General features: G+C 60.6%; 17 protein-coding genes and 1 pseudogene. All 18 read right to left on the bottom strand.

All coding sequences use genetic code 11. The annotated features are described in order from the left end of the window. Positions 1-31 precede the first annotated feature (31 nt). The 18 genes and pseudogenes from rfbA to CAG46_RS12160 all read right to left on the bottom strand — a co-directional run bounded on the left by rfbA (position 32) and on the right by CAG46_RS12160 (position 18402). On the bottom strand, positions 32-913 hold the full coding sequence (rfbA, locus tag CAG46_RS12240; protein WP_085617752.1) for a glucose-1-phosphate thymidylyltransferase RfbA: 882 nt from the start codon (positions 911-913) through the stop codon (positions 32-34). A 5-nt stretch (positions 914-918) separates the two neighbouring features. Beyond that, positions 919-1815 carry a dTDP-4-dehydrorhamnose reductase gene (gene rfbD, locus CAG46_RS12235; RefSeq protein WP_061550844.1) on the bottom strand — a complete coding sequence of 299 codons (897 nt, stop codon included), beginning with the start codon at positions 1813-1815 and terminating at the stop codon, positions 919-921. Continuing rightward, positions 1812-2882: a dTDP-glucose 4,6-dehydratase gene (gene rfbB, locus CAG46_RS12230; protein WP_085590025.1), complete on the bottom strand. Its 1071-nt coding sequence runs from the start codon at positions 2880-2882 to the stop codon at positions 1812-1814. The genes rfbD and rfbB overlap by 4 nt, the downstream gene beginning before the upstream one ends. Positions 2883-2983: 101 nt before the next feature. Further along, positions 2984-4981, bottom strand: coding sequence for a nucleoside-diphosphate sugar epimerase/dehydratase (locus CAG46_RS12225; protein ID WP_085590023.1), 1998 nt, complete (start codon positions 4979-4981; stop codon positions 2984-2986). Between the two features lie 58 nt (positions 4982-5039). Beyond that, positions 5040-6053, bottom strand: coding sequence for a glycosyltransferase family 4 protein (locus CAG46_RS12220; RefSeq protein ID WP_085617693.1), 1014 nt, complete (start codon positions 6051-6053; stop codon positions 5040-5042). After that, complete coding sequence (locus CAG46_RS12215) at positions 6050-7039, bottom strand: SDR family oxidoreductase (protein ID WP_085617691.1); 990 nt, start codon at positions 7037-7039, stop codon at positions 6050-6052. The genes CAG46_RS12220 and CAG46_RS12215 overlap by 4 nt, the downstream gene beginning before the upstream one ends. Then, positions 7039-8148: a DUF1972 domain-containing protein gene (locus CAG46_RS12210; RefSeq protein WP_085590016.1), complete on the bottom strand. Its 1110-nt coding sequence runs from the start codon at positions 8146-8148 to the stop codon at positions 7039-7041. Before CAG46_RS12210 ends, CAG46_RS12215 begins: the two co-directional genes overlap by 1 nt. Then, positions 8138-9229 (bottom strand): glycosyltransferase family 4 protein, encoded by a 1092-nt coding sequence (locus CAG46_RS12205; protein ID WP_085590014.1) that lies wholly within the window; start codon positions 9227-9229, stop codon positions 8138-8140. Before CAG46_RS12205 ends, CAG46_RS12210 begins: the two co-directional genes overlap by 11 nt. Continuing rightward, positions 9226-9933: an acyltransferase gene (locus CAG46_RS12200; protein WP_046615532.1), complete on the bottom strand. Its 708-nt coding sequence runs from the start codon at positions 9931-9933 to the stop codon at positions 9226-9228. Before CAG46_RS12200 ends, CAG46_RS12205 begins: the two co-directional genes overlap by 4 nt. Continuing rightward, positions 9930-10778, bottom strand: a complete 849-nt coding sequence (locus tag CAG46_RS12195) for a hypothetical protein (protein WP_085617689.1) — start codon at positions 10776-10778, stop codon at positions 9930-9932. The genes CAG46_RS12200 and CAG46_RS12195 overlap by 4 nt, the downstream gene beginning before the upstream one ends. Continuing rightward, entirely contained in the window at positions 10738-12003 is a 1266-nt protein-coding gene (locus tag CAG46_RS12190) for a hypothetical protein (protein WP_178080702.1), read from the bottom strand. The genes CAG46_RS12195 and CAG46_RS12190 overlap by 41 nt, the downstream gene beginning before the upstream one ends. A 2-nt stretch (positions 12004-12005) precedes the next feature. Next, a complete protein-coding gene (locus CAG46_RS12185) occupies positions 12006-13439 on the bottom strand; it encodes a hypothetical protein (RefSeq protein ID WP_085617684.1) in 1434 nt (477 codons plus the stop codon). A gap of 6 nt (positions 13440-13445) precedes the next feature. Continuing rightward, positions 13446-14717 (bottom strand): O-antigen translocase, encoded by a 1272-nt coding sequence (locus CAG46_RS12180; protein ID WP_085590006.1) that lies wholly within the window; start codon positions 14715-14717, stop codon positions 13446-13448. 3 nt (positions 14718-14720) lie between these two features. Further along, complete coding sequence (locus CAG46_RS12175) at positions 14721-15833, bottom strand: DegT/DnrJ/EryC1/StrS aminotransferase family protein (RefSeq protein WP_085617682.1); 1113 nt, start codon at positions 15831-15833, stop codon at positions 14721-14723. After that, entirely contained in the window at positions 15826-16293 is a 468-nt protein-coding gene (locus tag CAG46_RS12170) for an acyltransferase (protein ID WP_085590002.1), read from the bottom strand. The genes CAG46_RS12175 and CAG46_RS12170 overlap by 8 nt, the downstream gene beginning before the upstream one ends. Then, positions 16286-16672 carry an FdtA/QdtA family cupin domain-containing protein gene (locus CAG46_RS29090; protein ID WP_223998121.1) on the bottom strand — a complete coding sequence of 129 codons (387 nt, stop codon included), beginning with the start codon at positions 16670-16672 and terminating at the stop codon, positions 16286-16288. The genes CAG46_RS12170 and CAG46_RS29090 overlap by 8 nt, the downstream gene beginning before the upstream one ends. A gap of 27 nt (positions 16673-16699) precedes the next feature. After that, positions 16700-17260 (bottom strand): annotated as a pseudogene (gene rfbC / locus CAG46_RS29085) (dTDP-4-dehydrorhamnose 3,5-epimerase); the annotation flags it as partial. An 80-nt stretch (positions 17261-17340) separates the two neighbouring features. Further along, a complete protein-coding gene (locus CAG46_RS12160; RefSeq protein WP_085617680.1) occupies positions 17341-18402 on the bottom strand; it encodes an LPS O-antigen chain length determinant protein WzzB in 1062 nt (353 codons plus the stop codon). Between the last annotated feature and the right edge of the window lie 173 nt (positions 18403-18575).

Here is an 18575-nt window from a genome sequence, read left to right as displayed (position 1 = left end):
GGTCCATTACCTCAAGGGCCGAGCCCCCCTCTCAATAAACCCTATCCTGCACCAGCCGCTTCAAATACTGCCCATAGCCATTCTTAGCCAACGGCTCAGCCAACTTCAGCAACTGCTCCGCCCCAATCCACCCCTGCCTGTACGCCACCTCTTCCGGACAAGCCACCTTCAACCCCTGCCGCCGCTCAATGGTCGCGATATACCCACTAGCCTCGAGCAACGAGTCATGCGTCCCGGTATCCAGCCAGGCATACCCGCGCCCCATGATCTCCACCGACAACCGGTTCTGCTCCAGGTACACCCGGTTCAAATCGGTAATCTCCAGCTCACCCCGCGCAGACGGCTTGATGCTTTTGGCAATCTCGACCACGTCCTTGTCGTAGAAGTACAACCCGGTCACGGCATAGCTGGACTTCGGCTTGGTCGGCTTCTCCTCCAAGCTGATCGCCTTGCCCTTCTCATCGAACTCGACCACGCCGTAACGCTCGGGGTCGTGCACGTGGTAGGCGAACACGCTGGCGCCTTCGTCGCGATCCATGGCGTTGCGCAGCAGTTGCTGGAAGTCGTGGCCGTAATAGATGTTGTCGCCCAGCACCAGTGCCGACAGGTCGTTGCCAATGAAGCCTTCACCAATCAGGAAGGCCTGCGCCAGGCCGTCTGGCGAGGCCTGCACGGCGTAGCTGATGTTGATGCCCCACTGGTGGCCGTCGCCCAGCAGTTGCTCGAAACGCGGGGTGTCCTGCGGGGTGGAGATGATCAGGATGTCCTGGATACCCGCCAGCATCAGGGTGGTCAACGGGTAGTAGATCATCGGCTTGTCGTAGACCGGCAGCAGCTGCTTGGAAATAGCCAGGGTCGCGGGGTGCAGACGGGTACCCGACCCGCCCGCCAGAATGATGCCTTTACGCTTCATAGTGGTCATTTCTCGTGTATTTCCGTAAGCATGCGAGCCACACCCAGGCGCCAGTCTGGCAGGTTCAGGGCAAAGGCTTGCTGCAGTTTATGGGTGTCCAGACGCGAGTTGGCCGGCCGCTTGGCCGGGGTCGGGTAGGCGTCGGTGGTCAACGGGTTGACCTGTTCGGCGTGGGCTTTCAATGGCACACCCAAGGCCGCTGCCTGCTCCAGCACGTAACGGGCGTAGCCGCACCAGGTGGTTTCGCCGGCCGCCGCCAGGTGGTACAGGCCGGCCAGGGCCGGGTCGCGGCGGGTGGCGGTGATGGCGTGGGCGGTGATGTCGGCGATCAGTTCGGCGCCGGTCGGGGCGCCGTGCTGGTCGTCGATCACGCCCAGGCTGTCGCGTTCCGCAGCCAGGCGCAGCATGGTCTTGGCGAAGTTGTTGCCGCGTGCGGCATACACCCAGCAGGTTCGGAAGATCAGGTGCTGGCAACCGGCGGCCTGGATGGCCTGTTCGCCGGCCAGCTTGCTTTCGCCATAGGCATTCAGTGGGCCGACGCTGTCGTCTTCGCGCCAGGCTTGAGTGCCCTGCCCTGGGAACACGTAATCGGTGGAGTAATGCACCAGCAATGCTCCGCAGTCGGCGGCGGCGCGGGCCAGCACGCCGACGGCTTCGGCGTTTACCTTGAAGGCTTGTTCACGGTCGCTCTCCGCTTTATCCACGGCAGTGTAGGCGGCGGCGTTGACGATTACATCGGGGGCGTAGGCGCGCACTGTTTCGGCCAGGCCCGGCAGGTTGGCCAGGTCGCCGCAGTGTGCCTGGCTGCGGGAATTGAGCGCCAGCACCTGGCCCAGCGGGGCCAGGCTGCGTTGCAGCTCCCAACCTACCTGGCCGTCCTTGCCCAGTAGCAGAATCTTCATGCCGAGCGCCCTGCGTAGTTTTTCTCGACCCAGTCGCGGTAGCTGCCGGACTGTACGTTCTGCACCCACTCCTGGTTGTCGAGGTACCAGGCCACGGTCTTGCGAATGCCGGTTTCGAAGGTTTCGGCAGGCTTCCAGCCCAGTTCGCGCTCGAGCTTGCGGGCGTCGATGGCGTAGCGGCGGTCATGGCCTGGGCGGTCGGTCACGTAAGTGATCTGCTCGGCGTAGGGCTTGCCGTCGGCGCGGGGGCGCAGTTCGTCCAGCAGGGCGCACACGCGGTTGACGATTTCCAGGTTGGGCTTTTCGTTCCAGCCGCCCACGTTGTACACCTCGCCGGTCTTGCCGGCTTCCAGCACGCGGCGGATGGCGCTGCAGTGGTCCTTGACGTACAGCCAGTCGCGAATCTGCTGGCCGTCGCCGTATACCGGCAGCGGCTTGCCGGCCAGGGCGTTGACGATCATCAGCGGGATGAGCTTCTCCGGGAAGTGGTAAGGGCCGTAGTTGTTCGAGCAGTTGGTGGTCAGCACCGGCAGGCCGTAGGTGTGGTGGTACGAGCGCACCAGGTGGTCGCTGGCGGCCTTGCTGGCCGAGTACGGGCTGTTGGGCTGGTACTGGTGGGTTTCGGTGAAGGCCGGTTCATCGGCGGCCAGCGAACCATATACTTCGTCGGTGGACACATGCAGGAAGCGGAAGGCCTGACGCGATTGCTCATCCAGGCCGCCCCAGTAGGCGCGTACGGCTTCCAGCAGGCGGAAGGTGCCGACGATGTTGGTTTCGATGAAGTCTTCCGGGCCGTGGATCGAGCGGTCGACGTGGGACTCGGCGGCAAAGTTGACGATGGCGCGTGGCTGGTGGGTTTTCAGCAGCTGTTCCACCAGCGCGGAATCACCAATGTCGCCATGCACGAAAATGTGCCGCGCGTCGTTCTGCAGGCTGCTCAAGGTCTGCAGGTTGCCTGCGTAGGTGAGTTTGTCGAGGTTGACCACGGGCTCGTCATTGCCGGCCAGCCAGTCCAGCACGAAGTTCGCGCCAATGAAGCCCGCACCACCAGTTACCAGAATAGTCATCGTTCAGTTCTTCCCAATTCCCGCGTTCAAACTTCACAGCGTTTGAAGTTCATGTAGGCGTTCCTGTATCGGCACCGCCGTTCATTTTGTAAGTGCAGCGTTCAGGGCTCCATGCGCCGGCGCTGGTACAGCCAGTCCACAATGTCGCCGCCAGGCACGTAGCCGCTTACGGTGTCACGCAGCAGCTGTCGCACGGTGGCAAAGTCATCTTCCGCAGTCGCCGCGCGCAGGGCGTCAAGGCGCTGCTTCAGCACATCCCAGGGCAGGTAGTCCTCGTGTGCGCTCATGATCATGGGGTGGCGGGTGGCAATCACGTTGTCGCCGATCAGCAGCTCTTCGTACAACTTCTCGCCCGGGCGCAGGCCGGTGAAGTTGATGGCGATGTCGCCCAGCGGGTTGCGCTCGGAGCGGATGCTGAAGCCGGACAGGTGAATCATCTTTTCCGCCAGTTCCACGATCTTCACTGGTTCGCCCATGTCCAGCACGAACACATCGCCGCCCTGCCCCATGGAACCGGCCTGGATCACCAGCTGCGCGGCCTCGGGGATGGTCATGAAGTAGCGGGTGATTTTCGGGTGGGTCACGGTCAGCGGCCCACCGGCCTTGATCTGCTTGTGGAACAGCGGAATGACCGAGCCCGACGAGCCCAGCACGTTGCCGAAACGCACCATGGTGAAGCGGGTCTTGTTCACCTGTGAGACATTGCCGGTTTCGCCCATCAGTACCGGCGCCAGCTCACGGCTAAGGGCCTGCAGCACCATTTCGGCCAGGCGCTTGGTACTGCCCATCACGTTGGTGGGGCGCACGGCCTTGTCGGTGGAAATCAGCACGAAGTTGGCAACGCCGGCCTGCAGCGCCGCCTGGGCGGTGTACAGGGTGCCGAACACGTTGTTCGTCAGGCCTTCGGCAATGTTGTGCTCGACAATCGGCACATGCTTGTAGGCAGCGGCGTGGTACACGGTGTCCACCTGCCAGGCGCGCATCACGTCGAGCATCTTGGCCTGGTCGCGGACCGAGCCGAGGATGGGGATCAGTTGCACCGCCAGGCCTTCGCGAATGATGCGCTGCTCCAGTTCGCCGGCAATGGTGTACAGGTTGAATTCGCTGTGATCGAACAACAGCAGGGTGCGCGGTGTCTGCCCGAGGATCTGGCGGCACAGCTCGGAGCCGATAGAGCCGCCGGCACCGGTCACCATGACCGTCTGGTCGATGATGCAGTGCTGTAGCAGGTCGCCTTGCGCCGGTACCGCGTCACGGCCCAGCAGGTCGGCAATGTCCACCTCCTGGATGTCGTCCACCTTGACCCGGCCGCTGGCCAGGTCCATGAAGCCGGGCACACTGCGCACGTGCAGCGGGTAGCCTTCCAGCAGGTTGAGGATTTCGCGGCGACGGCTGCGGCTCACCGAGGGCAGCGCCAGCAGGATTTCTTCGGCGCCGGTATCGTCGATCATGCGTTGCAGTTGTTCCGGCTGGTACACCTGCAGGCCGGCGATCACTCGGTCAGTGATGCTGGCATCGTCGTCGATGAACGCTACCGGGCGCATGGCCTTGCCCATGCGCAGCGCCGCCACCAGCTGGTTACCGGCCGAGCCGGCGCCGTAGATGGCCACCCGTGGCAAGCCGTCGTCGCGGTTGGCAAAGGGCACGTGCTGCACGGCAGTGGCAAACCAGTCGCCGAGGAAGTACTGGCGCATGGCCAGACGCAGGCCGCCGACCATGATCAGGCTCAGCCACCAGTAGTTGAAGGTGATCGAGCGCGGCACCACGTTCTGGTGGTTGCTGGCCCAGTAGATGATGAAACCGAGGATCAGCGCCGACAGGGTCACCGCCTTGATGATCGCGATCAGTGCGTCATTGCCGAAATAGCGCATCACCGCCCGGTAAAGACCAAAGCGGATGAACAGCGGGATCGAGATGATCGGCGCCGTGATGAACAGCCAGGTGTGATCACGGACAGGGTTGGCCAGATCATCGATGCCCAGGCGCACGACAAACGCCAGCCACAGCGCGAACCAGACCAGAATTACATCGGTCGCTACCTGGATCAGCCGTTTGTGGCGTCGAGGTAGTCCAAGCAGTCTTGAGCGCAGCTTATCCATAGAACCTCTGAGAGTGTTGCAAAGTGACATGTCTAGCGTCTTCTTTCTATCACTCTAGCTAGTGTTCGAGTTCACCGGCGCGCCAGCGCACGGCCAGAAACGCCAATGGCAGGTAGGCGATGATCACGCCCAACACGCCGTCCAGGCCCAGCAACAGCACACACAAGGCCACCGGCAGCAGCCAGAACAGGTTGAGCCCGGCCACAGCCAAGGTCACCGGCAGGTGCTTGCCATAGTGGCGCGAGGCGAACTGGTAGGCGTGGCTGCGGTGCGCTTCGTACACCTTGTCGCCGCGCAGCAGGCGGCGGATCAGGGTGAAGGTAGCGTCGACCACGAACACGCCCAACAGGATCAGCCAGCACCAGAACAGCTGCGGCGCGGCCCAGGCCGCCTGCAGCGACAGGCCTGCCAGCACGATACCAAGGAAGCCACTGCCAGCGTCACCCATGAAGATCCTGGCCGGTGGGAAGTTCCAGAACAGGAAGCCCAGCGTGGCCGCGGCCAGCAACAGTGGCAACGCCATCAACTGTGGCACACCGGCCAGGGCCGAGAGCAGCACCATGCCCAGGCAGGCGGTCACCGCTTCGACGCTGGCGATGCCGTCGATACCATCCATGAAGTTATACAGGTTGAGCATCCACACGCTGTAGAACGCGGCCAGGATGTAGCCGAACCACTGCAGGTCCAGGGTAAAGCCGAACACTTGCAGCGGCGCCAGGCCACCCAGCCAGTACAGCATCCAGGCGGCCGCGGCGAAGTGGCCAAGCAGGCGCCAGCGGGCAGCGATGTGGCCGTGGTCGTCCATGAAGCCGATTACCGCGATCAGTGCCCCTGCCCCGCCGATGGCAACCAGTGCCGGCAGCGGCACAGCGCCCGCCAGGCCCAGCAGCGGCAGGCAGCCAAGAAAGCTCAGCACAATGGCCACACCGCCACCCCGTGGGGTGGGCACGGTGTGCGAACTGCGCGCGTTGGGCACGTCGATGATCTGCTTGTTCAGGGCGTAGCGCCGCAGCACTGCGGTCAAAAGCAGGGATGCCCCTGCGACCAGGGGGATAAGCCACCATGCCATCATTTGTCTTGCTCTTTCAGAAAGTTGAGTGCCGTGGCCCGCAGTGCCTGGTCGACATCCAGCGGGGGCTGCCAGCCCAGCAGTTCACGGGTTTTGCCAATGTCTACCTGCAGCGAGCCGCACAGGCGCTGGGCCAGCCCGGCCTTGCCGGCCAAGGTGGCCGCGCCCTTCAACCAGGCGGCGGGCACGGGCAACAACCTGGCTGGCTTGCCCAGCGCCTTGCCCAACCGTTGCAGCAGTTCGGTGGTGGACAGGTCGTGGCCGTCGCTTGCCAGAAAAGTCTGGTTGGCGGCGGCCGGGTGGTCGATGCAGGTCAGCAGCAGGTCCACCAGGTTGTCCAACGCCACCAGGCTGCGTTTGTTGTGGATGGCGCCAAACGGCAGCGGCACACCTTTGCTCAGCCAGTTCATCATGCTGCGGAAGTTGGCTTTCACGCCTGGACCATACACCAGCACCGGGCGCACGATCACCACTTCCAGCCCGGTTTCAGCCGCCAATTGGCGCAGGCCGTCTTCGGCTTCGCGCTTGGAGATGCCGTACGGGTCCGAAGGCGCGGGGGTTTCATCGGCGGTGAACGGCTGGCGGCCGTTGGTGGTTTCGCCGTTCACCTTCACCGAGCTTGCAAAAATGAAGCGCCGCACACCGGCCTGGGCGGCGGCTCGGGCCAGGCTCAGGGTACCTTCCACGTTTACCCGGCGGAACTCGGCCAGCGGATCGGCGGCGGTTTCCTGCATAACGTGCACGCGGGAGGCCAGGTGGATTACGGTGTCGACATGCTCGAAATGCCCTGAAGCAACATCCACCGCCGCCAGTTCGCTGAATGGCCGGTAGTCGACGCCCGCCAGCCGCTGGCCGGGCGCTTGCCGTACCAGCGCGCGCGGCGCCCAGCGTGTGTCTGCAGCAAGCCGTTGCAGCAACACCTTGCCGACAAAACCGCTACCGCCGGTGGCCAGGATACCTGGCCGTTGCCCGTTGCCTTGCTCGGCCATCAGCCTCTCCCCGCCCGGCCTAGCAGGCGGGTGAACACGCTACGGTACTGGTCTGCCACCACCGACCATCGGTAACGGCGGTTGGCAATTTCATGCAGGCGCGCCGAAAGCTGCGCACGGGCGCCTTCATCGGCAAACAGGGCTTGGGCGTGGTTGCGCAGCGAGGTGCTGTCGGCAAAGTACAGCGCCTGGTCTTCGGTGGTGGCGCGGTTGAACGACACATCGAAGGCCACCACCGGCAGGCCCAGCCACATGGCTTCGACAAGCGACGGGTTGGTGCCGCCGGCGCTGTGGCCATGCAGGTACACCGTGGCATTGCTGCGCAGCGGGCTCAGTTGCTCCACGTCGTAGATCGGGTCCAGCAGGTGAATGTTGCTTACCCCTTCGTATTGCTTGCGCAGTTGCACGCCGTATTCGCTGTGGTTCCAGTTGCCGATGATCGCCAGCGGCATGCCAGAGCCGGCGAAGGCTTCGAGAATGACATGGATGTTGTTCTCCGGCTCGATGCGGCACACCGTAAAGGCATAGGGCGCACCCAGGAAGGGGTAAGCCTGGCGGGCTTGCTCGCTTGGCTCGCCGGCCCGGGCCTGGTCGCCACCGTAGGCAATCAGTTCGCTGGGTTTGTTGTATTCGGCGGTCACGTATTCCTGCAACACCTTGTTGTCGGTGATGACCGCGTGGGCAAAACGCACGGCCACCGCTTCGGACAACTTCAGGAACCAGCGGGCGAAGTTGGACCACTTGGCGCGCTTCCATTCATAGCCGTCGATGTTCACCACGATCGGCTTGCGGGTCAGCAGGCGCATGAATGGCAGGGCAATGCAGCCGGAAACACCCAGAATCAGCATCAGGTCATGCTTGCGGTAGGCGTGCAGCATGCTCAGCACATCGTACGGAATGCTTTGCACGCCATTGGCCTTGAGGTTCAGGTAGACCAGGCGGGCACGCTCGAAAAACTTCGGGCGCTGGGGGTAATGGGGCGCACTGCAATATACGGTGAGTTCGCAGTCACCCGGCAGGTTGCGCACCAATTGCTCGGTCAGTGTTTCCCAACCACCGTATTGAGCGGGTAAACCGACCGTACCAATCACTGCAATCTTATAGGTCATCAAACACCATCACGATTTTTTTCTGGAAGTTGGCAGTGGAAAACTCACTCGCTTTCCTGCGTGCGCACTCGGACAGTGCCTGGCACACCTGTGGGTCCTGCGACAGGCGCGCAACGGTGCGCACCAGTTGTTCATGGTTTTTCGAATCGATCTGGTAGCCCTCAACCCCGTCACTGACCAGTTCGACCGGGCCGCCTACCGGGGGCACTATGGTCGGGATGCCGAAAGCCATCGCCTCGAGAATGGTCAGGCCAAAGGTTTCAACCCAGCCGTCCACATGGGACAGGTTCAGCACCAGGCTGGCATTGCGGTAGAACTTCGCCACCTCGGCACTGGCCGGGCTGAGCATGAGGTTTTGCGGCAGAACCTTGCCGGCAAAGTAGGCGTCCACTTCCTGCGGGCTGGCATTGAGCACCAGGGTGAATTTCAGCACAGGGTTCGCGGCCAGTGCGGTGGCCAGGGCGACAAATTCGTCCACCCCTTTGTAGCCCTTCAACGACGCCAGCATCAGCACGTTGAAGCTGCCGTCGTGCAAGTGCTGGTACGGCGTGGCCATTGCCTGCTGCTGGAAGCCCTCGGCCAGCCCGTTGTACACGGTCACCGCTGGCACGCCGGCCACGCCCTCTTGTACCTGCAGGTACTTCGACACGTAGACCACCTTGCTGGCACAGCCGGCAATCACCCGGCGCAGGAACGCCTTGAGCAGCGCAGGCCGGATGGAGGTTTCGTGCACGTGGTAGACCACCTTGGCACCGCGCAAACGGGCGGCCAGGGCGGCACCAAAGGGCAGCATGGTGTTAACCAGCACGATCGACCCCGGCCGCACCTGGCGCAACAGGCTGAAGAACAGCGCCACCTGCGAGCCGGCATACGCCAGCAAGGTCAGCCAGCGGTTGTCGAAGCGCTTGTAGGCAAACCTGCAGGTGCGTACCTGCAGCTCGTCGAGCACACCGTGGCCGCTGCTGCCCACGTGCAGGGTGCAGTCGGCGCCGTGTCGCTGTAGCGCGGTGATGGTCTGGTTCAACACCCGGGGGCTGCCGCTGTAGTCATTAAGCAGATGGACAAAGTGCAACGTTTTCATGCCACCCCTTCTTCCGCTACGCGCGCCTTGATGAACTTGGCCGGCACACCGCCATAAATCGAATTCTTGCGGTACACGCCCGCGGCCACCACCGCCCCTGCGGCGAACACGCAGCCGTCTTCGATCACCGCGCCATCGAGTACGGTCACCTTGGCGCCGATCCAGCAGTTGCGGCCCACCTTGATGCCCTGGCGGGTCACGCCCTGCAGGCGGATGGGTTGCAGCGGGTCTTCGAAGTTGTGGTTTTCCGAATGGAAGCTGACGAAGTTGCCGATGATGGTGTCGCTGCCAATCTCGATGCCGCCGGCGCAGCCCAGGAAGCAGCCGGCACCCAGGCCGACGTTGTCGCCGATCACCAGGCCCTTGCCGATGTTGGCCAGGCTGCCGGTGCACTCGATGATGATGTGCTTGTTCAGCGACACGGCGGTGCCGAAGCGGATGCCGTCATTGGACAAGGCATCGACGAAGCAGCCCTGGTCGATGACCAGCCCCGGGCCGTACTCGATCTTGCCCACTTCCTTCAGGGTTACCCCCGAGCCGATGAACGCCAGGCGCCGCCGGCGCAGGCGGATCACGCCGCGGCAGGCCATCAGCAGCTTGGTCACGAACAGCCCCAGCAGATAGCCCGACGAGATGCGCCGGTCGACAACCAATGGGCGCTTTTTAACCAGCAGCACCAGTTTTTCGAGCAAGGCATGCATCATTTCACGGCCCTCACCTGGGTAAACAAGGCCTTGACGAAGGCCGGGCGGCGGTAGGCCACCGCTTTGCGAATGGCCGCATAGACCAGGTACAGGTCAAGCAGGCCTCGCTCCAGCAGGCCGTGGGAATGGAAGCTGATACGCAGCCCGTGGATCATTTCCTCGAAGCGGAACAAGGCACGCTCGGGGGTATCGGCACTGTGCTCGGACAGGTCGTGGGCAATCTCCACATCCAGCACGCAGGCCTTGGGGAAATAACCCTCGTAGCGGATGAAAAAGTCGGTATCGGTGGCATAGAAGCGCAACCGCTCGTCATAGAAAGGCGTCATGCGCTGGAAGCACTCGCAAGTGAAGATCAGGCCACTGTTGATGCCCAGCAGGTTTTTCGAGTCCACCAGCCCCGCGGCCACGTTGGGGGTAAGGCGGCCCATGAACAGCCAGCGCTTGCCGGGGCTGACCAGTTGCCCATGGCTGACCAGCCGGGGCATGAACACGCCCACCTGCTCGCCGCCTGGCGCACGGCGTACCTGGCCGATCTGCGCCAGGCAGCTGGACAGGCGGATGTTCGAGTAGTTGGTGTCGTCGTCCGAGATCATGAACAGGTCGACCCCGGCGGCAAACGCCTGTTCGGCCACCTGGTTGTAGACCACCGACAACCGCTGGTTGTCCGCCTCGTACCAGCGTACGCCCGGGCACGGCTGTGCCACGCCGGGGGAGTTGTTCCAGACGTACAGCTGCAGGTCGATACCCTCGTCACGCAGTAACGCCTGCTGCGCGAGCAACGACTGCAGGGCAATCGAGTCCTGGCTAGCTTTCCGATACAGAACGATCAGGACTGCCAGGCTCAACTTTTGTTCTTCTGTTTTCACCAATGATCACCATCACCACGATCGCGAAAATGTAGAGGACAACACTGTTCGTATAGGACTGGAAAAAGAACGAGCTCAGGAAGAACGGATAGCTGGCAATCACGAAGTTGCCCAGGCCGTTTTTCCAGGAGCTGCCGTGAGGCCTGTCCCGGACGATGATCGTCACCAGCTTGTGGTACCAGAGGATCAACCCGGCCATGATCAGCAGGCCGACCAGACCGCAGGTGGCCAGCAGGTTGAGCCAGAACGAATCGAACCAGTGCGGCTGGCCCGGGCCTACCGCGCCAAAGCCATAGCCCATGGGGTGCGCGCCAAGCACCTCAAACATGTGCAGCCACTGCCGCTCACGGTCCAGTGCCGACAAGTCCTCGGTGTAGCCCATCGACAGGTAGGCGAAAATCGCCACGGTCAGGCCCACGAACTGCAGGTAGCCCAGCAGTGAGATCAGCCAGGCCGTATGCAGTACCCGGGCCGCCACCAGCATCGAGCAGATGCACACCAGGCCGATCATGGCCGTACGCACCGAACCGATCACAATCAGCCCGCACAGCAGCAGGAAGGCAACACTCAGCAGCAGGCGCCGGGTCAAAGACCAGTTGCGCCCGCTGAGCAACACGGCCAGGGTCATGGCGGCGGTATTGAGGATTACCGCAGAAAACTCCAGCGTGCCGGTAAAGAAGCCGGAAACCCGCGGCAGCCCGTCACGCATCGAGTTGTAGGGTTGCAGCTCATAGCCTTTGGCGGTAAGCAGCGGCCAGTACCAGAACTGCTCGGCCGAGACGATGGTCAGGTACTGGTAAAACGCATACGCGCCGGTAAGTACGCTCATCGCCAGCACCGACCAGTACACATGGCGCAGCTTCTTCTCGGTCGACACCGCGTGGGCCCAGATGGCCACCGCCATGCCGACGAACACCGGCACGGCCAGTGCGCGGAACATGCGCACCGACGACGCGCTAAGGTCGCCGAACAGCAGATACAGGAAGACGAAGAACAGCACGACCAGCAACCACCGCCCGACTTCGAGGTTGACCATGCCACGTGCCGTGACACCGGCCAGCACCCGCAGCAGCAGCCACATGATCATCAGCAGGCTGATCATTTCTCGCCAACCGGCAAACACACTGCCCAGCCCCAGCGTCAACACGACGAAGTCGCTGAAGAACAGCAGGCAGAACAGCACGCCGATAAATATCCTGATCACACTCACCCTCGCGCTCTGGTCAGCCTGGCCAGCCGGAACAGCACGACCTTGATCAAGAGTTTGATTCTCGGCACCCAGGCGTAGGCAAACAGGGTTCGCAACGCCAGGTTCGTGTCTATGCGGCACAGGGCGTCGAAGACATCCGCAGGGATCATGCTAGTGACCTTACCTGTCGGTTTCATGAAATCGAGGTTGCCCGTCCACGGCAACATGGCTGCCAGTTCGTTCTCGCTGAATTCGCCCCGCTCGATGCAAGCCAGGTAACGCGCTTTCACCGACTCCAGCGAGTTGACCCGCTGCACCGCTTCCACCACCGAGGCACTGGGCCGGGGTTGTTCGATGCTGGCCAGCAGCTGGTCGATGCTGGCCACCTTCAGGCCGTCTGCCGGGGAATAGCCCTGAATCGGCGCCACCAGCCCCACGCAACGCCGGCCCTTGAGCAATTGCTCGGCGAACGCCGTGCCACCGGGTATAGGGTAGCTGTCCAGGTAGAAGTCGGCTTTTTCCGCAAAGGCCAGGTAGTCCTTGTACGGCAGGTGGCGGCGGATGAAGAAGCGCTTGGGGTAGCGCAGCTTCACTGTCCACCACCAGGTGTTGGTCAGGGGGTTGGCACCGATGATCCAGCACTCGGCATTGGGGAAGCGCTGAAGAATCGCCGTGATCGACGGACGCATGTCCAGGCCGCCGTGGGGCTTGTACTTGGCCGCCGAGGCAGCGCTGAACACCTTGATCCGCTCATGGGTTGGCACGGCATCCGGCACTCTGGCGCCGCTGGTCTCGATCGGGATCGCCAGGAAGCTCTTCTGGCAGGATAGGTGCTTTTTCTTGTCCAGATGGTGCCCGTAGGCGCTGATCTCGAAATACACGTCGGCCACCGACGCGCCAAAGCTGAACACGTGGTCGGCATGGTTGACGAAATACACTGTCAGCGCGGCGCCACGTTGTTGCTTCAGCAGGCCGCAGGCGACGGTGGTGATGATGTCGTCCGGGTGAATGTGCAACACCACCTTGTCGTACTGGGCCAGGATGTCGACGATGGACTGCAGGCGGGCACACGGGTCATCGCCGCGCGCCACCTCGATATGGGCGAAATAGCCTGCCAGGCGTTCGAGCACCTGGGGCTTGGCGCTGCGCGCGACCAGCAGGCCCACAGGCCCCTCGTGCATGTGCGCCAGGCGCTCCATCAGCCGGGTGTGCCCGCCTTGCATATAGGGTTCGCTGACCACATGCAGGCAGCCGCGCGATACGCTGCTGACAGCCGGCAGCGTGACCTGGCTGGCGCATCGGGCCACCAGGTGGCGCTCCAGCGCGGTGGCATCATAAATACCCAGGTCCACCGCCCAGAGCAGTGCCCCATAGACCTGCGCCTGCACCAATGCCTGGGCAGGTTCAGCGCCAAGGATGCGCCCATGTAACTGTTCGATGACGTCCTTCATCTCTACTCAGCTCCGCGCCGTATCGCCAACAATAATGTGCAAACGACGGAATACCGAGAAATACATCACGACTCCGTACAACAGGTAGTTTGCCGCGTATGCAAGGGTAACTTTTTCATACCCCCACAACTGGGTGAAATAGACCGTCAGAGCATAAAGCGAAAGCGTCGAGAGGACTTCGGTAATCAGATACAACCGGGTGAGTGCCTTGCCGAGCATCAGGTAGGCCATCAACCAACTGATGACCTTCAAGCTGTCCCCTACCATCTGCCATGCGAACAGCTCACGCATGGGCAGGAATGACGCCGAGAAAAGGACATGGATGATGAAGTCCCTGAGCAGGTAGATAACCAGGCCGGCAGCAATGGTCAGGGGCAGGATGAGCTTGTATCCCTGAATGATTTCCCGACGAAGTTCACCTGCATCTGAAAGCTCCGAAAGCCTCGGCAGGTAATAGACCGCAAGCGTCGTGGTGATCAACATGAGATAGGCCGTGCTCAACCGCCACATGGCCTCCCAGTAACCAGCGTGATCCCAGCCGAACTCCGCCCCCAGGTAATCACGGATGAACACATGGCAAACGGGCAGAGAACATGCTGTCACAACGGCCATGAGGGCAAACTTTGCCAGCCGGGACAAGGACTGCTTGTCCAGCGCCCCGATGAAATCTGAGAGGCGGAACCATGATGTGCGCATGCAGATGACCAAGGTGGCCACGAAGCTCAACGACTGGTACACAGCCAGCGAAACCAGCGCACCGTACAACCCCAGCCTGATGGTCAGGGCACAGGTCACCACCAGCGATATCAGGCTGCCAGAAATATTGGCAAGCACGTAGCGCTGAACGTCTTTCTTGCCGTTCAGAATGCCCAGCAGCAAAGAGTTGAAAGCAAAAAATACCAAGGTAGCGGCAAACCACACCAGCACTGGGGCGAGTTTTTCGTCGTTGAAAAACCAACCTGCCAATGGTGCCCGCATGGCCACGATCAGCACTGCCAATACACACGAAACCAGCAGTGACAGCGTCCCGGCAGTTCGCCAGATCCTGTGTTGTTCGTCCGGCCGATCAGCAAACTCCGCCGTGTACTTGGTTACCCCTGTGCTGACAGCGCCGCTGGCCAGTGTCGTGAACATGGTAACGGCATTCTGCAATTGCCCGATCGCCGCGTAACCCGCTGGCCCTACATAAAGGGCCAGCACCTTGTTGAGCCCCAGCAATGTCGCCATCTTTACAAAAACAGCAATAGCATTCAGCAGACTGGTCTTGATCAACGTCATGTATTATTGCCCGGACACAGTAAAACTGTTGCAGGCATCGATGACCGTCTGAATATCCGCGTCGCTCATGGTGGGGTCGACAGGCAGGCTGAGCACTTCATCATGAATTTTTTCAGTCAGCGGCAGGCTCAAACCGTTGTACTGACTGTAAGCCTGCTGCCTGTGAGGCGGGATTGGGTAGTGAACCAGCGTCTGTATCCCTTGCTCGCGAAGATGTTGCTGCAAATCGTTTCTGTGCGGCGTGCGTACTACATACAGATGCCAGACATGCTCCTCGACAACACTATTTTGCGGCTGGACGATTTGAGCATTTTGAATCCCCGCGCGGTAGCACTGGGTGATGTGCCGGCGCCGGCTGATTTCTTCACCCAGATACTTGAGCTTCACGTCCAGCATAGCCGCCTGGATCTCGTCCAAACGACTGTTCACTCCGACGTACAAGTTCTTGTACTTCTCATGGGAGCCGTAGTTTCTGAGGGCGCGCAGCACTTCCGCCAACTCGGCATCCGAGGTGGTTATCGCCCCGGCATCGCCGAGCGCACCCAGATTCTTACCCGGATAGAAGCTGAAGCCCGAGGCATTCCCCCAGCTCCCCGCCCGCTTGCCATCGATTGAGGCACCGTGAGCCTGGGCCGAGTCTTCGAGTACCAGCAAACCGTATTCGGCGGCAATCTCGGTGATCGCCTTCATGTCTGCAATTTGCCCATACAGGTGCACCGGCAGGATGACGCGCGTCTTGTCGGTAATAGCTTGGCGTATGAGGGAGGTATCAATATTGAAGGTTGCGGGGTCAGGTTCGACGAGCACAGGCTCAAGCCCACTGGCGGTGATTGCCAGGATGCTCGCAATGTAGGTATTGGCCGGGACGATGACTTCATCACCCTGCTTCACCCGCCCCAGCTGTTTCCAGGCAGTCAAGGTCAACGTCAGCGCATCGAGGCCGTTTGCCACGCCAATGCAATGAGCGGTACCGCAATAAGCGGCAAAGTTGCTTTCAAAGCGGGCCAGAGCGCTACCGCCGATGTACCAGCCGGAATCGATGACATCGGCACACGCTTGCAACAATTCTTCGCGGTACTGTTTATTGACGGCCTTGAGATTCAGGAAATCAACCATGCTCTAGCTCCCTTGTTATTTTTGCCGGATTACCCACTACCACGCAGTAATCAGGTACATCCTTTGTCACGACGGCACCGGCACCTACCATGGCATGTCGACCAATCGTGACGCCCGGGAGCAATGTTGCGTTTGCACCGATGCTGCAGCCTTCCTTCAGCACCGTGACTTCGTAAGCCTCGGGGTAACACTTGGAGCGCGGCACTCTGTCGTTGGTGAATGTAGCATTGGGGCCAATGAAGACATTGTCCTCGATCACGAGCCCCTCCCACAGAAACACACCACTTTTCACGGTGACGTTGTCCCCGACTACAACCCCTCCTTCGATCAGGGTGTGGGCGCATATGTTGCAGTTGCTGCCAATTCGCGCACCTTTGAGGATGACCGCGTATTGCCAGACTCTGGTTTTTTCACCGATGGCATCGGTTTGTACATCGGCCAAGGCATGAATGCTAGGCATGGGCGATCAGCCTCTTGAAGTCATCGTAACTGCGAATGTAATCACGCTCGTCGTAGGTTTCACTGGCGATGACCATGAGTACGCAGTCTTCACTGAAATCATGCATTTCACGCCAGACCATATTCTTGATCAGCAAGGCTTTCTGTGGCGCGTCAAGCATATGGTCGACTCGGCCGGTACCGTCATCCAGGGTCATGCGGCAACTGCCGGCCAGGCAGATTATCAGTTGCTGGAGATCCCGGTGGGCATGGAAGCCGCGGCTGACGCCGGCCTTGGTACCGAAGATGTAGTAGACGCGACGGATGGCAAACGGGATATTCAACGCCTTTTCAATACTGATCAGGCTCCCGCGATCATCACCAATGATCGGTAGTACCAAGTCTTCCGCCTGCCCTTTCAGGATCAGCGGTGGCAAGTCAGCCTCGGCAAGGGTTGGCGCAATCGCATCCTTGTCACTGATCAGCAGCCCCTCCAGCTGTGGCCATTCGATGGCAAGGTCCGGGTCATTCCAGGCAATGCTGCGTTCATGCTCTTTGGAATAGACATTGGTCGTGCGGTACTGAAACACCGTATCTTCTTCCAGCGCGATAAAACCATGGGCGAAGCCTTCAGGCACCCACATCATCTTGCGGTTGGCCGCCGACAGCTCCATGCCTACCCACTGCCCGAAGGTAGGGGAGCCTTTTCGAATATCCACTGCCACGTCGAACACTGCGCCCTTGACCACGCTTACCAACTTGCCTTGGGCAAATGGATAAAGCTGATAGTGCAAGCCGCGCATGACGCCCTTTTTGGATAAAGAGCAATTTTCCTGAACAAAAGAAGGCGGAAGGGTAATACCTTGCGCACTGAGCAAGGCATGAAACTTAGGCTCGCTATAAGACTCATAGAACCAGCCCCTGTCGTCCTCGAAAACGGTAGGTTCAAAAACGACTACGTCCGAGATATTTGTTTCTATGAGCTTCACGCAACCAGCCTCTTGTTGAAATTTATTACTATCAGTTCGACTCTTCCCGCAGCATACAGGCTCGGGGGGGGCGGGGTAGCTCAAACGCGCCCCAGACGACGCTCTCTTTCAGTAGATACCAGGTGGGTAAATGCGGCCAGGAGCACACCGAGTACCAGCCCTGCGAACACACCCCCTACGACAATAAGCAATTTGCGCAGCCGGACCGGGGTATCAGGCACCTCGATGGCACCATCCTGCTGAAACACCTCGATCACGGCAGGGTTCAGCTGCAGGTTGCGGTAGAAGTCGAGTTTCTCCTGGATCTCCCGCAAACCGGCGACGAATGGGTCATCGGACTCCCGCGTGCGAAGGTTTGCAAGCTCTGCCTCAAGGGCCTGGCTACCGCGCATGTAGGTCAGTGCGCCCTGCATGCCGCCAGACACCTCAGTATCCATGCCACTGGCAATGATGGGGGGCTTGCTCAGGTTCACTGCCTTGGCAACTTTCAGCGCCTCTTCAAGGCGGGCGATTTGATCTTCCCGCTGCTTGTGCGCCGCATCTCGTGCGCTGCGGATCTGTTGCTCCAGGTTCTTGACCAGCACCTTCACTTCAGTATCGGCATCTTCAACCAGCGTCTTTTTAGCAAGGTCGCTGGCCATTTCCGAAAAACGCGTTACCCACTTCACACTCATCTTGGGGTCGTCGCTTAACGCCCTGATCAAAAAGCGCTCGGCACTATCTCCCGCCACAGCCCCCACAGTCAATACCTTGCCAAACTGGTCATAAAGTGCATCTTGAGAGCCTTGGCGGGCGACCTCTGGCAAATTAGGCAAATAGACCGCGCGAAAAAACTGGCGCCGCAGTGACTCGGATTGCAGGGAACGCAGGTAAATCTGATAAACATCTTTGGGTGTAAACGCTTTGAGGCCGCCGGCTTCAGTGCGGCCATAGTTCAACTGGGCAATATCATTCTTGGTAGGTGGCAATATAAAAGACTTGGCCTCATATATCGGCGTCTTTAGCCAAACATAAACAAGAGTAGCTGCAGTAACTAAAACAACGCACGAAAGGATGAGCAGTTTACGACTCCACAAGACATGCCAGAGCTCGAGAACATCAACTTCGTCATTTTCGACTCCGGGACTACGTTCATTTCGCATTTGTTCTCGTTTTCCTTAGATCCGGCCATTTGCATGATTCCTATGTCAGCTTGGCTTAGCCTTGGCTGCAGCTGACCTGACGAAAGACCAGCTGAAGCTAAGCGTAGCGGCATTTTGCTCATCCACCGCAGACCGCTCGAAACGACCTACAGCTTTAGCACTTATCCGATCTA

This window comes from Pseudomonas sp. B23(2017), from assembly GCF_002113725.1.
Classification (GTDB): domain Bacteria; phylum Pseudomonadota; class Gammaproteobacteria; order Pseudomonadales; family Pseudomonadaceae; genus Aquipseudomonas; species Aquipseudomonas putida_Z.
This window is presented reverse-complemented; position numbering and strand designations above follow the sequence as displayed.

Bases quoted from the DNA above. Each gene is read 5' to 3' on its own strand.
- CAG46_RS12180 (WP_085590006.1), bottom strand. From the start codon at position 14,717: ATGACGTTGATCAAGACCAGTCTGCTGAATGCTATTGCTGTTTTTGTA.
- CAG46_RS12185 (WP_085617684.1), bottom strand. From the start codon at position 13,439: ATGAAGGACGTCATCGAACAGTTACATGGGCGCATCCTTGGCGCTGAA.
- CAG46_RS12225 (WP_085590023.1), bottom strand. From the start codon at position 4,981: ATGGATAAGCTGCGCTCAAGACTGCTTGGACTACCTCGACGCCACAAA.
- rfbD (WP_061550844.1), bottom strand. From the start codon at position 1,815: ATGAAGATTCTGCTACTGGGCAAGGACGGCCAGGTAGGTTGGGAGCTG.
- CAG46_RS12220 (WP_085617693.1), bottom strand. From the start codon at position 6,053: ATGATGGCATGGTGGCTTATCCCCCTGGTCGCAGGGGCATCCCTGCTT.
- rfbB (WP_085590025.1), bottom strand. From the start codon at position 2,882: ATGACTATTCTGGTAACTGGTGGTGCGGGCTTCATTGGCGCGAACTTC.
- CAG46_RS12210 (WP_085590016.1), bottom strand. From the start codon at position 8,148: ATGACCTATAAGATTGCAGTGATTGGTACGGTCGGTTTACCCGCTCAA.
- CAG46_RS12170 (WP_085590002.1), bottom strand. From the start codon at position 16,293: ATGCCTAGCATTCATGCCTTGGCCGATGTACAAACCGATGCCATCGGT.
- CAG46_RS12175 (WP_085617682.1), bottom strand. From the start codon at position 15,833: ATGGTTGATTTCCTGAATCTCAAGGCCGTCAATAAACAGTACCGCGAA.
- rfbA (WP_085617752.1), bottom strand. From the start codon at position 913: ATGAAGCGTAAAGGCATCATTCTGGCGGGCGGGTCGGGTACCCGTCTG.
- CAG46_RS12205 (WP_085590014.1), bottom strand. From the start codon at position 9,229: ATGAAAACGTTGCACTTTGTCCATCTGCTTAATGACTACAGCGGCAGC.
- CAG46_RS12160 (WP_085617680.1), bottom strand. From the start codon at position 18,402: ATGCGAAATGAACGTAGTCCCGGAGTCGAAAATGACGAAGTTGATGTT.
- CAG46_RS12215 (WP_085617691.1), bottom strand. From the start codon at position 7,039: ATGGCCGAGCAAGGCAACGGGCAACGGCCAGGTATCCTGGCCACCGGC.
- CAG46_RS12200 (WP_046615532.1), bottom strand. From the start codon at position 9,933: ATGATGCATGCCTTGCTCGAAAAACTGGTGCTGCTGGTTAAAAAGCGC.